Annotated in this window: 9 protein-coding genes; all 9 read left to right on the top strand. The window is 67.4% G+C overall.

All coding sequences use genetic code 11. From position 1 onward, the window contains the following. Nucleotides 1-57 precede the first annotated feature (57 nt). The 9 genes from pilQ (at nt 58) to eno (ending at nt 14,944) form a co-directional block, all read left to right on the top strand. A complete protein-coding gene (pilQ, locus tag P8934_RS15635) occupies nt 58-2,124 on the top strand; it encodes a type IV pilus secretin PilQ (RefSeq protein ID WP_278031855.1) in 2,067 nt (688 codons plus the stop codon). Beyond that, nucleotides 2,124-2,666, top strand: coding sequence for a shikimate kinase AroK (aroK, locus tag P8934_RS15630; RefSeq protein WP_278031854.1), 543 nt, complete (start codon nt 2,124-2,126; stop codon nt 2,664-2,666). The genes pilQ and aroK overlap by 1 nt, the downstream gene beginning before the upstream one ends. Nucleotides 2,667-2,670: 4 nt before the next feature. Then, the gene (gene aroB, locus P8934_RS15625; protein WP_278031853.1) at nt 2,671-3,777 is read left to right on the top strand and encodes a 3-dehydroquinate synthase; all 1,107 of its coding nucleotides are present in this window, start codon (nt 2,671-2,673) and stop codon (nt 3,775-3,777) included. A gap of 447 nt (nt 3,778-4,224) precedes the next feature. Continuing rightward, entirely contained in the window at nt 4,225-8,673 is a 4,449-nt protein-coding gene (gene gltB, locus P8934_RS15620) for a glutamate synthase large subunit (protein WP_278031852.1), read from the top strand. Nucleotides 8,674-8,723: 50 nt separating this feature from the next. Further along, nucleotides 8,724-10,145, top strand: a complete 1,422-nt coding sequence (locus tag P8934_RS15615; protein WP_133635699.1) for an FAD-dependent oxidoreductase — start codon at nt 8,724-8,726, stop codon at nt 10,143-10,145. A 112-nt stretch (nt 10,146-10,257) separates the two neighbouring features. After that, on the top strand, nt 10,258-10,812 hold the full coding sequence (locus tag P8934_RS15610) for a cupin domain-containing protein (protein ID WP_278031851.1): 555 nt from the start codon (nt 10,258-10,260) through the stop codon (nt 10,810-10,812). Between the two features lie 219 nt (nt 10,813-11,031). Further along, complete coding sequence (locus P8934_RS15605) at nt 11,032-12,687, top strand: CTP synthase (protein WP_278031850.1); 1,656 nt, start codon at nt 11,032-11,034, stop codon at nt 12,685-12,687. Between the two features lie 14 nt (nt 12,688-12,701). Beyond that, nucleotides 12,702-13,559, top strand: coding sequence for a 3-deoxy-8-phosphooctulonate synthase (gene kdsA / locus P8934_RS15600; RefSeq protein WP_278034049.1), 858 nt, complete (start codon nt 12,702-12,704; stop codon nt 13,557-13,559). Nucleotides 13,560-13,651: 92 nt separating this feature from the next. Beyond that, nucleotides 13,652-14,944 (top strand): phosphopyruvate hydratase, encoded by a 1,293-nt coding sequence (eno, locus tag P8934_RS15595; RefSeq protein WP_278031849.1) that lies wholly within the window; start codon nt 13,652-13,654, stop codon nt 14,942-14,944. Nucleotides 14,945-15,112 lie beyond the last annotated feature (168 nt).

Here is a 15,112-nt window from a genome sequence, read left to right as displayed (position 1 = left end):
CAGTTCATGCCGTGTCGTCGGCTGGAGGCGGCAGAGGCCAGCAGGGGGAAGGGAACAATGCAACCGATGATTCGTGGTCTCGCAATCGTGGCACTGCTGGCGGTCTCCACGGCCGCCACGGCGGCCTCCACCCTCACCGACCTGGCCTTCCGCCAGGGCAGTGACGGGGCGCTGGAAGTCGACCTCGACTTCCGTGGCCCGGTGCCCGAGGTGCGCGGCTATCGCCTCGACGACCCGGCGCGGCTGACCATCGACCTGATGGAGACCGACAGCGCCCTGGAGCGCCGCCGCGAGGAGCTCGGCATCGGTGGGGTGGAGCGGGTCACGGCCCTGGAGGCCGGTTCGCGCACGCGCCTGGTCTTCGAGCTCGAAGGCCCCCTGCCCTACGACACCCGCCAGCAGGGCGACCGCCTGCAGCTCTCCATCGGCGGCGGGGCCGGCCAGCCGTCGGCGGCCACGACCGCCTCGACCACGACTTCCTCGACCACCACCGCCCCGGCTAGCCCGAGCCGCAACACCACTTCGGCCTACGATGAGCCGAGCATCCAGGACATCGACTTCCGCCGCGGCGACGGCGGGGCCGGGCGACTGGTGGTGACCTTCGACCGGACCGGGGTGGATGCCCGGGTGCGCGAGAGCGGGCGCAACCGCATCGTCGCCGAGCTGCGCGGGGTCGAGCTGCCGGCCTCCCTGGACCAGGTCTATGACGTCAGCGACTTCGGTACGCCGCTCGAGCGCGTCACGCCGAGGGTGGGGCGCGATGGCGTCACCCTGGACATCGAGGGCAGCGGCAGCTTCGCCATGGTCTCCACCCAGAGCGGTCGCCAGCTGACCATCGAGGCCCAGCCGGTCACCCGCGAGGTGCGCGAGGAGCGCACTCGCGAGCAGTTCCCCTACACCGGCGAGCGGATCACCCTGAACTTCCAGGACATCGAGGTGCGCTCGGTGCTGGCAATCATCGCCGACTTCACCGGCCTCAACCTGGTGGCAAGCGACAGCGTGACCGGTCGCGTCACCCTCAACCTGCAGGACGTGCCCTGGGACCAGGCCCTGGACTTGGTGCTCAAGAGCCACGGCCTGGCCAGTCGCCAGGAGGGCAACGTCATCGTGGTAGCGCCGGCCTCCGAGCTCGCCCAGCGAGAGCAGATCGAGCTTCAGGCGCGCGAGCAACTCGAGACGCTGGCCCCGCTGGAGTCCGAGTATGTCCAGATCAAGTATGCCAAGGCCGAGGACATGGCCCGCCTGCTGCGTGGCGAGGAGGGCTTCGGCCTGCTTTCGGAGCGGGGCAGGGTGGCCGTGGATGCCCGTACCAATACCCTGTTGATCCAGGATACCGCCGAGAGCATCGACTCCATCCTCGCAACCTTCGAGACGCTCGATGTTTCAGTACGTCAGGTACAGATCGAGGCGCGTATCGTCATCGCCCGGGACAGTGCGACCCGCGAGTTGGGGGTGAACTGGGGGCTTTCCTCGCCCGATCGCATCGGTGATAGCCGCTTCGACGTGGATGGGGCGGCTACCGGCAATGCGCCAAACGGTGGCCTGACAGTGGATATGGGTAGCTCCGGCGTGGCGAACACGGCCTTCAGCTTCGGCTATCTCTCCGGCGATATCCTGCTCGACCTGGAGTTGCGTGCGCTGGAGAGCGAGGGCAAGAGCCAGACCATTTCCCAGCCGCGGGTGATCACCGCCAACCAGAAAAAAGCTGTGATCAAGCAGGGCACGGAGATTCCCTATCAGGAGGCATCCTCCAGTGGTGCCACCAACGTCGAGTTCAAGGAGGCGGTGCTGGCGCTGGAGGTGACGCCCCAGATCACCCCGGACAACCGCATCATCATGGACCTGGTGATCAACAACGACACGGTGGGGGAGCTCTTCAACGGCGTGCCCTCCATCGACACGAATTCCATCGAGACCCAGGTGCTGGTGGATAACGGCGAGACCGTGGTGCTGGGCGGGATCCTCACCACCGACGAAGTTCGCAGCCTGTTCAAGACCCCCTTCCTGGGCGACGTGCCGGTGCTGGGGAACCTCTTCCGCTATACCGAGAACACCAATGATAAGGTAGAGTTGCTGGTATTCATCACGCCCCGAATACTGGACGACAACCTGGCCATTCGCTGATGCAGGCACTTCCCAACCTGATACTGATCGGCCCCATGGGGGCCGGCAAGAGCACCATCGGCCGCCTTCTGGCGGCCGAACTGTCACGCGAGTTCTACGACAGCGACCACGAGATTCAGGCGCGCTGTGGCGCGGACATCCCGTGGATCTTCGACGTCGAGGGCGAGGCGGGCTTCCGCGACCGCGAGACCCAGATGATCCGCGAGCTGACCCGCCACGAGGGCGTGGTCATCGCCACCGGCGGCGGTGCCGTGCTGCGCGAGGAGAACCGCCGGGTGCTGCGCGAGAGCGGCACCGTCATCTACCTGCTCACCACCGTGGAGCAGCAGCTCAGGCGCACCGCCAAGGACCGCAACCGCCCGCTGCTGCAGCGCGGCGACCGCGAGCAGCTGCTGCGCGAGATGTTCGCGCTGCGAGACCCCCTCTACCGTGCTACCGCCGATGTGGTGGTGCGCACCGACCGGCGCGGCCCGCGGGCCGTGGTCAACGAGATCGTGCGGCGCGTCACGCGCCTGGTCGATCCCCTGCAATGCAAGGCCTGACGCCATGAGCGATTCCCGCAATGCCCCCAGCACCCTCGAGGTGGCGCTGGGCAGCCGCAGCTATCCCATCCACATCGGTCCCGGGCTGCTCGGCGATCCTCGCTGGTTGGCCCCCCACCTGGCGGGGCGCCAGGTCATGGTGGTGACCAACGAGACGGTGGCGCCGCTCTATCTGGAACGCCTCCGACAGGGGCTTGGCGATGACCTCGACGTGCGCGAGCTGGTCCTGCCGGACGGCGAGGCCACCAAGACGCTGGCCAGCGTCGAGCGGATCTGGGATGCCCTCCTGGCGGCCGGCTTCAACCGTCGCTGCACCCTCATCGCCCTGGGCGGCGGGGTGATCGGCGACATGGTCGGCTTCGCCGCGGCCTGCTACCAGCGCGGCGTGGCCTTCGTGCAGGTGCCGACCACGCTGCTCGCCCAGGTCGACTCCTCGGTGGGAGGCAAGACGGGGGTCAACCACCCGCGGGGCAAGAACATGATCGGTGCCTTCTGGCAGCCGCGGGCGGTGCTGGTGGATACCGACACCCTGGCGACGCTGCCGCCGCGGGAACTCTCCGCGGGGCTCGCCGAGGTGATCAAGTACGGCCTGATCCGCGATGCCGACTTCCTGGCCTGGCTGGAAGCGGAGATGGAGGCGCTGCGCGGCCTCGACGCCGACGCCCTGACCCGGGCCATCGAGCGCAGCTGTGCGCTCAAGGCCGAGATCGTTGCCGAGGACGAGACTGAGCAGGGGGTGAGGGCGCTGCTCAACCTGGGGCATACCTTCGGTCATGCCATCGAGGCCCACCAGGGCTACGGCAACTGGCTGCATGGCGAGGCCGTGGGCACCGGCATGCTGATGGCGGCCGAGCTCTCCCGACAACTGGGCTGGCTGAGCGACCCGGAGGTGGCGCGTACCCGGGCGATCATCGAGGCCGCGGGCCTGCCCCTGGCCGCCCCGGCCAGCATGGGCATGGAGGACTTCCTCGCCATCATGCGCCTCGACAAGAAGAACCTCGACAGCCGCCTGCGCCTGATCCTGCTGCGCACCCTGGGCGAGGCCTGCATCCATGACGCGACGCCCCCCGAGACCCTGGCCGACCTGCTCGAGGCGTTTCCTCGTCGCTGACGCCTTCCTGCGCCGCCCTTCCTTCGTGCCGCCGACGCCCGCCCCGTGCGGGCGTCGTCATGTCTGGAGGAGGAAGGAGAGGGTGCTCGGCGGCCTCATCCTCAAGCATCTGCATGGCTTATGCCGCATCGGCATGGGGGAATGGCGGCAATATAGACCAAAGTCTAGTGCGTTATCCGGCGCGTTGAAGCACCGTGGTTGGTCCTTGCAAGCCCTTGAGTTAGCGGGTTTTTTCGGAATGCCGTTGGTGCAAGTCGCGGATTTGTCGATGGTTTTCCGGGGCTTGCCCGGGGCGGAATATTGCGCAGTGGGGGTGGCTCTGGCTATGCTGGTCGGCCTTTTGCCGAGCAGTCGTGCGCCCGATTCGGGGGCAGCATGAAAAAAGCAAAACCGAGTAAAATAGCATGTAATGACTGCCAAAGAAACCCTTCAACTCGAGGCACGCCCATGAACAGAGGTCTTCACCAGCCCGGCGAGTTCCGCGACAACTGCGGGTTCGGCCTGATCGCCCATATGGAGGGCCAGGCCAGTCACGACCTGCTCAAGACGGCCATCGAGTCCCTGACCTGCATGACCCACCGTGGCGGCATCGCGGCCGACGGGAAGACCGGCGATGGCTGCGGGCTGCTGCTGCAGATGCCGGATGCCTTCATGCGCGAGGCGGCCCGCGAGGCGCTGGGCGTCGCCCTGGGCGAGCACTACGCGGTGGGCGTGGTATTCCTGCCCGACGATGACGCCCGCGAAGCTCGCGGGCGCGAGACCCTGGTCGCCGAACTCGAGGCACGTGGCCTGCGGGTGGCCGGCTGGCGCGACGTGCCGGTGGATGCCAGCGTCTGCGGACCCATGGCACTCGACTGCCTGCCGCGGATCCGCCAGCTGTTCGTCGAGCCGGGCGACGACGAGGCCGGCCACTTCGATGTGGACCTTTTCATGGCCCGGCGCCGCGCCGAGGAGAAGTTGCGTGACGACGAGGACTTCTATGTCTGCTCGCTCTCCCGCGAGGTGGTCTCCTACAAGGGGCTGATGATGCCGGTGGATCTGCCGGCCTTCTACCCCGACCTGGGCGACGAGCGCCTGGAAACCGCGATCTGCGTGTTCCACCAGCGCTTCTCCACCAACACCGCGCCGCGCTGGCCGCTGGCCCAGCCGTTCCGCCTGCTGGCCCATAATGGCGAGATCAACACCGTGGAGGCCAACCGGGGCTGGGCCAACTCGCGCAAGGAGAACTTCGTCAACGAGCGGCTTCCGGATATCGCCGGGCTCGACGAGATCGTCAACACCTCCGGGTCGGACTCCTCGAGCATGGACAACATGCTCGAGGTGCTGCTCACCGGGGGCATGGAGCTGCATCGCGCGGTGCGCATGATGGTGCCGCCGGCCTGGCAGAACGTGGAGCTGATGGACGGCGATCTGCGCGCCTTCTATGAATACAACTCCATGCACATGGAGCCCTGGGACGGCCCCGCGGGGGTGGTGATGACCGATGGTCGCCAGGCGGTCTGCATGCTCGACCGCAACGGGTTGCGCCCGGCCCGCTGGGTGATCACCCGCAATGGCTACATCACCCTGGCCTCGGAGATCGGTACCTACGGCTACAAGCCCGAGGACGTGGTGGCCAAGGGGCGCGTCGGCCCGGGCCAGATACTGGCCGTGGATACCGAGACTGGCGAGGTGCTGCATACATCGGACATCGACGAGCGCCTCAAGTCCGCCTATCCCTACAAGCGCTGGCTGAAGCAGGAGGCCCAGTACCTGGAGTCGGCGCTGACCGAGCTCGCCAGCTTCCAGAACATGGATCCCGAGGCGCTGCTCACCCAGCAGAAGATGTTCCAGGTCAGCTTCGAGGAGCGCGACCAGGTGTTGCGCCCGCTGGCCGAGACCGGCCAGGAGGCCGTGGGCTCCATGGGCGACGACACTCCCATGGCGGTGCTCTCCGGCAAGCAGCGCCTGCTCACCGACTACTTCCGCCAGAAGTTCGCCCAGGTCACCAATCCGGCCATCGACCCGCTGCGCGAGGCGATCGTGATGTCGCTGGAGACCTGCATCGGCGCCGAGCTCAACGTCTTCAAGGCGACCCCGGAGCACGCCCATCGCATCATCCTGACCACGCCGATCCTCTCGCCGCGCAAGTTCGCCGCCCTGGTGAACCAGGACGATCCGGCCTTCGCCAGCCACACCCTGTCGCTGGGCTATGACCCCGAGGAGGTCGGCCTCAAGGGCGCGATCCATGAGCTCTGCCGCCAGGCCGAGGAGGCGGTCAACGACGGCAAGGTGATCCTGGTGCTCTCCGACGCCGAGCTGGGCAAGGGGCTGCTGCCCATCCATGCGGCGCTGGCGGTGGGCGCGGTGCACCACCACCTGGGGCGCCTGGCCCTGCGCCCGCGCTGCAACATCGTGGTGGAGACCGGCTATGCCCGGGACGCCCACCAGATGGCGGTGCTGTTCGGGGTGGGGGCCACCGCGGTCTTCCCCTGGCTGGCCTACCAGGTCATGGCCGACATGCACCACACCGGCGAGCTGGTCGGCAACCCCGCCGATGCCCGGGAGAACTACCGCAAGGGCCTGCAGAAGGGGCTGTTCAAGATCCTCTCCAAGATGGGCATCTCGACGCTCGCCTCCTACCGTGGTTCGCAGCTGTTCGAGGCGGTGGGCCTCTCCTCGGAGGTGGTCGAGCTGTGCTTCACCGGTATGGCCTCGCGCATCGAGGGCACCGGCTTCAGCGAGCTGCAGCTGCAGCAGGAGCTGCTGGGACGCGAGGCCTGGACGCCGCGCAAGGGCGTCGCCCAGGGCGGCCTGATGAAGTACGTCCACGGCCACGAGTATCACGCCTACAACCCCGATGTGGTCATGGCGCTGCAGGAGGCGGTCCAGGAGGGCGACTACGCCAAGTGGAAGAAGTTTGCCCGACTGGTCAACGAGCGCTCCCCGGCTACCCTGCGTGACCTGCTCAGGCTCCGGCCCGCCGTCGAGCCGCTGCCGATGGAGGAGGTCGAGGCGGTCGAGGACCTGCTGCCGCGCTTCGACAGCGCCGGCATGAGTCTCGGCGCCCTGTCGCCCGAGGCCCACGAGGCGCTGGCCCAGGCCATGAACGAGGCCGGCGGGCGCTCCAACTCCGGCGAGGGGGGCGAGGACCCGGCCCGCTATGGCACCATCCGCTCCTCCAAGATCAAGCAGATCGCCTCCGGGCGCTTCGGCGTCACGCCGGCCTACCTGATCAACGCCGAGGTGCTGCAGATCAAGGTGGCCCAGGGCGCCAAGCCCGGCGAGGGCGGGCAGCTGCCCGGCGGCAAGGTCAACGAGCTGATCGCCCGGCTGCGCTACTCGGTGCCCGGCGTGACCCTGATCTCGCCGCCGCCGCACCACGACATCTACTCCATCGAGGACCTGGCGCAGCTGATCTTCGATCTCAAGCAGGTCAATCCCGATGCCCAGGTCTCGGTGAAGCTGGTCTCCGAGCCCGGCATCGGCACCATCGCCACCGGCGTGGCCAAGGCCTACGCCGACCTGATCACCGTCTCCGGCTACGATGGCGGCACCGCGGCGAGCCCGCTGACCTCGATCAAGCATGCCGGCAGCCCCTGGGAACTGGGCCTGCCCGAGGTGCACCAGGCGCTGCGCATCAACGGCCTGCGCGACAAGATCCGCCTGCAGACCGATGGCGGCCTGAAGACCGGCCTCGACGTGGTGAAGGCGGCGATCCTCGGCGCCGAGAGCTTCGGCTTCGGCACCGCGCCGATGGTGGCGCTGGGCTGCAAGTACCTGCGCATCTGCCACCTCAACAACTGCGCCACCGGCGTGGCCACCCAGATGCAGTACCTGCGCGACGAGCACTTCCGCGGCACCGTGGACATGGTCAAGCACTACTTCCGCTTCATCGCCGAGGAGGTGCGCGAGCTGATGGCCCTGCTGGGGGTGCGCAAGCTGACCGACCTGATCGGCCGCACCGACCTGCTGGAAGTGCTGGAGGGCGTCACCGCCTCCCAGCGCAAGCTCGACCTGTCGGGGCTGCTGGGCAACGACTTCGTGCTGCAAGACGCGCCGCAGTTCTGTGCGGTCAGCCGCAACGTCCCCCATGACCCGGGCGCCAAGAACCAGGAGGTGCTCGAGGCCCTCGCGGATGCCATCGAGGCGAAGTCCGGCGGCGAGTTCGATTTCGCCATCACCAACTGCGACCGCAGCGTCGGGGCGCTGACCTCCGGGGCCATCGCCAAGCGCTACGGCGAGGCGGGGCTCGAGGATGCGCCGGTCACCGCCCGTTTCACCGGCGTCGCCGGCCAGAGCTTCGGTGTCTGGAACGCCCGCGGCCTCAACCTCTACCTGGAGGGGGATGCCAACGACTATGTCGGCAAGGGCATGAACGGCGGCAAGGTGGTGATCGTGCCGCCCGCCGGCAGCGCCTTCGAGAGCCACCGCACCGCCATCATCGGCAATACCTGCCTGTACGGTGCCACCGGCGGCAAGCTGTTCGCCGCGGGTACCGCCGGCGAGCGCTTCGGGGTGCGCAACTCCGGTGCCCATGCGGTCATCGAGGGCGCCGGCGACCACTGCTGCGAGTACATGACCGGCGGCCTGGTCTGCGTGCTCGGCGAGGTGGGCGTCAACTTCGGCGCGGGCATGACCGGCGGCTTCGCCTATGTGCTCGACGAGGACCGCACCTTCGTCGACAAGTACAACCATGAACTGGTGGAGATCCACCGGGTGAACACCGAGGCCATGGAGGCCCATCGGCGTCATCTGCGGGAGATCATCGAGGAGTACGTGGCCGAGACCGGCTCCACGCGCGGCCACGCGATCCTCGAAGACTTCAGCGACTTCGTCCGTCACTTCTGGCTGGTGAAGCCCAAGGCCGCGAGCCTGGGCAGCCTGCTCGCCGAATCTCGGCGTCGGCCGGAATAAGTGACTGTCGAGACGACGATATCGCCACGCAGAGACCAGGAGAAGAGACCATGGCTAACCGCTTGAGCAACGATTTCCAGTTCATCGACGTGGGCCGCCAGGACCCGCAGAAGAAGGACGCCCGCACCCGCGCGCGGGAGTTCGCCGAGATCTACGAGCCCTTCAAGCCCCAGGAGGCGGCCAGCCAGGCGCATCGCTGCCTGCATTGCGGCAATCCCTACTGCGAGTGGAAGTGCCCGGTGCACAACTACATCCCCAACTGGCTGCAGCTGGTCAGCGAGGGCAATATCCTCGAGGCGGTGGAGCTGTGCCACAAGACCAACTCCTTGCCCGAGGTGTGCGGGCGGGTCTGTCCCCAGGATCGGCTCTGCGAGGGCGACTGTACCCTCAACGACGGCTTCGGCGCGGTGACCATCGGCTCGGTGGAGAAGTACATCACCGACACCGCCTTCGCCATGGGCTGGCGTCCGGACCTCTCTCGCGTCACCCAGACCGGCCGCAAGGTGGCGGTGATCGGTGCCGGCCCCGCGGGGCTGGGATGCGCCGACATCCTGGTGCGCAATGGCGTCAAGCCGGTGGTGTTCGACAAGTACCCGGAGATCGGCGGGCTGCTGACCTTCGGCATCCCCGAGTTCAAGCTCGACAAGACGGTGATGGAGCGTCGTCGGGCCGTGTTCGAGGAGATGGGCATGGAGTTCCGCCTCGGCGTCGAGGTGGGCAAGGACGTCGAGTTCGACCGCCTGCTCGAGGAGTACGATGCCGTCTTCCTGGGCATGGGTACCTACAAGTACATGGAGGGCGGTTTCCCCGGCGAGGACCTGCCCGGCGTTCACAAGGCGCTCGACTACCTGATCGCCAACGTCAACCACTGCCTGGGCTTCGAGAAGGACCCCCGGGAGTTCACCTCGCTGAAGGGTCAGCGCGTGGTGGTGCTGGGCGGCGGCGATACCGCCATGGACTGCAACCGCACGGCCATCCGCCAGGGTGCTACCAGCGTGACCTGTGCCTATCGCCGTGACGAGGAGAACATGCCCGGCTCCAAGCGCGAGGTGGCCAACGCCCGCGAGGAGGGGGTGGAGTTCCTGTTCAACCGCCAGCCGGTGGCGGTGGTCGGAGAGGGCAAGGTCGAGGGCGTCAAGGTGGTGCGCACCCGGCTGGGCGAGCCCGACGAGAATGGCCGGCAGCGCCCGGAAGTGGTGCCCGGCTCCGAGGAGATCATCCCCGCCGATGCGGTGGTGGTGGCCTTCGGCTTCCAGCCGAGCCCGGCGCCCTGGTTCGAGACCGTGGGCATCGAGCTCGACGAGCGCGGCCGGGTGAAGGCGCCGGAGGAGGGGGGTACCCATGCCTTCCAGACCACCAACGAGAAGATCTTCGCCGGCGGCGACATGGTGCGCGGCTCCGACCTGGTGGTCACCGCCATCTACGAGGGCCGCCAGGCCGGCGAGGGCATCCTCGATTACCTCGGCGTGTAATGGCGAGCCGCTCCTTCTCGTCCATGCTGCGCCCCGGCCAATGTCGGGGCGTCCGCATTGCGGGGGACGCTTCATCTAGACTCTTCCCATGGCCACTGCTCAGGAGGCGATCATGGAGACGACGCTGATATCCCTGGGGCTTGCGCCGGCCAAGGGCGGGTCGCTTGAGCCCGAGCGGATGACATTCGCCGATGATGGGGGCATTCCCAATACCCCCTTGGCGACCCTGCTGTTCCGCTCCCGGGGCCTCGATCCGCGGCTCGACCGGGAGGCCGTGGCACACTGCTTCGAGCGGGTCTTTGCCACCAACGGCTGGCGGCCGAGCTGGCGCGGCGGCGTCTATCCCTACCACCACTACCACTCCATCGCCCACGAGGCCTTCGGGGTGCTCTCGGGCCGGGGTCGGCTGCGACTCGGCGGGGAGCAGGGAGAGGACGTCGACATCCGCGCCGGCGATGCCCTGGTGCTTCCGGCGGGCACCGGGCATTGTCACCTCCAGGCCAGCGACGATTTCCTGCTGCTCGCCGCCTATCCCGAGGACCAGCGCGAGCTCGACCTGATCCGTGCCGACCCCGCCGAGCATGACGCGGCGGTGGCCCGCATCGCCAAGGTGTCGCGTCCCGCGCGGGACCCCCTGGGGGGCGAGATGAAGCGCTGGTGGCCATGATGGCGCCCCTTCGCCAGGGCTATCGCCGTGAGCGGCATGGCGCCAGGCCGTCACGCCGCCGCCCACTGCGTGTCCTTGCCGCTGGGGGGCTGCAGCGGCGTCGCCCTCCCGCTCGCTACCGGCCTGAAATTGAGCCTTTGGTCGTATTCTGCTAGTCTGTCGTCCCATCCTGGCGCGGCTTCCTGCCGTGCCTACCGATCACGTTTCGACAGGTTCTCCATGACACGATATATCTTCGTGACCGGCGGCGTTGTGTCCTCACTCGGCAAGGGCATCGCGTCGGCCTCGCTGGCGGCGATTCTCGAGGCGCGCGGCCTCAAGGTCACCATGCTCAAGCTCGATCCCTACATCAACGTGGATCCGGGCACCATGAGCCCCTTCCAGCACGGCGAGGTGTTCGTCACCGAGGATGGCGCCGAGACCGACCTGGACCTGGGCCACTATGAGCGCTTCATCCGCACGAAGATGAGCCAGGCCAACAACTTCACCACCGGTCGCGTCTACGAGCACGTGCTGCGCAAGGAGCGCCGCGGCGACTACCTGGGTGGCACCGTGCAGGTGATCCCGCACATCACCGACGAGATCAAGCGCCGCGTCTATGCCGGCGGTGAGGGCTTCGACGTGGCGCTGGTCGAGATCGGCGGCACCGTGGGCGACATCGAGTCGCTGCCCTTCCTGGAGTCGATCCGCCAGATCAGAAGCGAGCTGGGTGCGAGCCGGGCGATCTTCATGCACCTGACGTTAGTGCCCTATATCAAGACGGCGGGGGAGACCAAGACCAAGCCGACCCAGCACAGCGTCAAGGAGCTTCGCTCCATCGGCATCCAACCGGACATCCTGATCTGTCGCAGCGAGGTGGAGCTCGAGGAGAGCGAGCGGCGCAAGATCGCGCTGTTCACCAACGTCGAGGAGCGGGCCGTCATCCCGCTGCAGGACGCCGACACCATCTATCGCATCCCGCTGATGCTCCACGAGCAGGGCCTCGACGATATCGTCTGCGACAAGCTGCGCCTCGAGGCGCACGAGGCCGATCTCGGCGAGTGGGTGAAGGTGCTCGATGCCAAGCTCAACCCGCTGAAGTCGATCAACATCGCCATGGTCGGCAAGTACATGGAGCTGCTCGACGCCTACAAGTCCCTCAACGAGGCGCTGATCCATGCCGGCATCCAGACCCGCATGAAGGTCAACGTCGACTATATCGACTCCGAGGACATCGAGCGCCACGGCACCGAGCGCCTGGCCGGCAAGGACGCCATCCTGGTGCCCGGCGGCTTCGGCGAGCGCGGCGTGGAAGGCAAGATCGCCACCGCACGCTTCGCCCGCGAGAACGGCATTCCGTATCTCGGTATCTGCCTCGGCATGCAGGTGGCGGTAATCGAATTCGCACGCAACGTGGCCGGCTGGGCGGATGCCGACTCCACCGAGTTCACCCACGACACGCAGCACCCGGTGGTGGGCCTGATCACCGAGTGGTTGAGCCCCGAGGGCAAGGTCGAGCTGCGCGATGCGGCCTCCGACCTCGGCGGCACCATGCGCCTGGGTGGCCAGGTCTGCCAGCTCAAGCCCGGCAGCCGGGCTCGCGAGGCCTATGGCAGCGACGAGATCGTCGAGCGCCACCGCCACCGCTTCGAGGTGAATAACCAGTTCATCGACGAGCTCGAGCAGGCCGGCCTGGTGGTCTCCGGCAAGAGCGTCGACAACTCCCTGGTGGAGATGGTCGAGCTGCCGGACCACCCCTGGTACGTCGCCTGCCAGTTCCACCCGGAGTTCACCTCCACGCCGCGTGACGGCCATCCGCTGTTCACCGGCTTCGTCAATGCGGCGCTGGAGCACAAGGCGGCACGCATCCGTGCCCAGTCCTCCCACCAGGAGTGAGGCCCATGTCCGTGATGAGCGAGTCCGCCCCTGAACGGCACATCGAATTCGCCGGCCTGAAGGCCGGCAATTCGTTGCCGCTGATGCTGCTGGGCGGCATGAACGTGCTGGAGTCCCGCGAGCTGGCCCTCGAGGTCGCCGAGACCTACGCGGCGGTGACGGGTCGGCTGGGCATGCCCTACGTCTTCAAGGCGAGCTTCGACAAGGCCAACCGTAGCTCCATCCACTCCTTCCGCGGCCCGGGCCTGGAGAAGGGGCTCGAGATCCTGGCCGAGGTGAAGGCGCGCTTCAACGTCCCGATCATCACCGACGTCCATGAACCCTGGCAGGCCGCGCCGGCGGCCGAGATCGCCGATATCATCCAGCTGCCGGCCTTCCTGGCGCGCCAGACCGACCTGGTGGTGGCCATGGCCGAGACCGGGGCGGTGATCAACATCAAGAAGCCGCAGTTCCTGGCCCCCCACGAGGTGCGCCACATCATTCGCAAGTGCGAGGAGGCGGGTAACGACCGGCTGCTGCTGTGCGAGCGCGGCTCCAGCTTCGGCTACAACAACCTGGTGGTCGACATGCTCGGCTTCGGCGACATGAAGCAGACCGGCTATCCCGTCTTCTTCGATGTCACCCACTCCCTGCAGCGCCCCGGCGGCCGGGCCGACAGCGCCGGCGGGCGGCGGCAGCAGGTGACCGAGCTCGCCCGTGCCGGGGTGGCGGTCGGCCTGGCCGGCCTCTTCCTGGAGGCCCACCCCGACCCCGACAACGCCAAGTGCGACGGCCCCTGTGCCCTGCCACTGGATCGCCTCGAGCCCTTCCTGGCCCAACTCAAGGCCATCGACGAGCTGGTAAAGGGGTTTCCCACATTAACAATCGAATAACCCGGTAAACCGAGCAGCGCTGGAAAGCCGAGAGAGCACGGCAGTTTCCCCATCGACTCAATCAACGCTGACAGTATGGAAGGACGACACAGATGACCAAGATCGTCGATATACGCGCCCTCGAGGTGCTCGATTCACGCGGCAACCCCACCGTCCAGGCCGAGGTGCGCCTGGAGAGCGGCGCCGTGGGCGTGGCCTGTGCGCCCAGCGGGGCCTCCACCGGCTCCCGCGAGGCGCTGGAGCTGCGTGACGGCGACAAGAGTCGCTACCTGGGCAAGGGCGTGCTGAAGGCCGTGGAGGCCGTCAACACCACCATCCGTGAGCGCCTGGTGGGCATGGATGCCCGTGACCAGCGCGGGCTGGACGACGCCATGCTGGTGCTGGACGGCACCGACAACAAGGCGTCGCTCGGCGCAAACGCCATCCTGGCGGTGTCGCTGGCGGCGGCCAAGGCCGCGGCCAATGCCAAGGGCATGCCGCTCTACGCGCATATCGCCGAGCTCTACGGCCAGCCCGGGAAGTACCTGATGCCGGTGCCGATGATGAACATCCTCAACGGCGGCGAGCATGCCGACAACAACGTCGACATCCAGGAGTTCATGGTCCAGCCGGTGGGCGCGCCGACCTTCCGCGAGGGCCTGCGCATGGGCGCCGAGATCTTCCACGCCCTGAAGAAGGTGCTCTCGGCCCGGGGGCTTGCCACCTCGGTGGGCGACGAGGGCGGCTTCGCGCCGAACCTCGACTCCAATGCCGAGGCCCTGGCGGTGATCCAGCAGGCCGTGGCAGATGCCGGCTACCGCCTGGGCGACGACGTGACCCTGGCGCTGGACTGCGCCTCCTCCGAGTTCTACCGAGACGGCAAGTATGACCTTTCCGGCGAAGGCAAGGCCTTCGATGCCGCCGGCTTCGTCGACTACCTGGGCGAGCTCTGCGAGCAGTTCCCGATCGTCTCCATCGAGGATGGCATGGACGAGTCCGACTGGGAGGGCTGGAAGGCGCTGACCGAGCGGCTGGGCGACAAGGTCCAGCTGGTGGGCGATGACCTCTTCGTCACCAACACGCGGATCCTGAAGCGCGGCATCGACGAGCAGATCGGTAACTCCATCCTGATCAAGTTCAACCAGATCGGCTCGCTCTCCGAGACCCTGGAGGCGATCCGCATGGCCCAGGATGCCGGTTTCACCGCGGTGATCTCCCATCGCTCCGGCGAGACCGAGGACACCACCATCGCCGACCTCGCCGTGGGCACCTGCGCCGGCCAGATCAAGACCGGCTCGCTGAGCCGCTCTGACCGCGTCGCCAAGTACAACCGGCTGCTGGTCATTGAGCAGGAACTGGACGGCACGGTGGACTACCCGGGGCGCGCCGCGATCAAGGGGCAGTAAGCGAACAGCGTTGCCTTTTGCGTGACCTGCTGTAGGAGATCGCCTACAGGGAGGCGAAGAGATCCGCCATTCCTGCGTCGGACAGGCCCGACCCCGTGAGGGGTCGGGCCTTTTCATTTCATTGATTTTAAAGGGGTCCGGTTCCCGCTGCGGTGAAGGGCCGGGCCG

The organism is Halomonas sp. CKK8 (genome assembly GCF_029625235.1).
Classification (GTDB): Bacteria; Pseudomonadota; Gammaproteobacteria; order Pseudomonadales; family Halomonadaceae; genus Halomonas; species Halomonas ventosae.
This window is presented reverse-complemented; position numbering and strand designations above follow the sequence as displayed.

Coding starts and splice junctions, on each gene's coding strand:
- pilQ (WP_278031855.1), top strand. CDS start 58: ATGCAACCGATGATTCGTGGTCTCGCAATCGTGGCACTGCTGGCGGTC.
- aroK (WP_278031854.1), top strand. CDS start 2,124: ATGCAGGCACTTCCCAACCTGATACTGATCGGCCCCATGGGGGCCGGC.
- aroB (WP_278031853.1), top strand. CDS start 2,671: ATGAGCGATTCCCGCAATGCCCCCAGCACCCTCGAGGTGGCGCTGGGC.
- gltB (WP_278031852.1), top strand. CDS start 4,225: ATGAACAGAGGTCTTCACCAGCCCGGCGAGTTCCGCGACAACTGCGGG.
- P8934_RS15615 (WP_133635699.1), top strand. CDS start 8,724: ATGGCTAACCGCTTGAGCAACGATTTCCAGTTCATCGACGTGGGCCGC.
- P8934_RS15610 (WP_278031851.1), top strand. CDS start 10,258: ATGGAGACGACGCTGATATCCCTGGGGCTTGCGCCGGCCAAGGGCGGG.
- P8934_RS15605 (WP_278031850.1), top strand. CDS start 11,032: ATGACACGATATATCTTCGTGACCGGCGGCGTTGTGTCCTCACTCGGC.
- kdsA (WP_278034049.1), top strand. CDS start 12,702: ATGAGCGAGTCCGCCCCTGAACGGCACATCGAATTCGCCGGCCTGAAG.
- eno (WP_278031849.1), top strand. CDS start 13,652: ATGACCAAGATCGTCGATATACGCGCCCTCGAGGTGCTCGATTCACGC.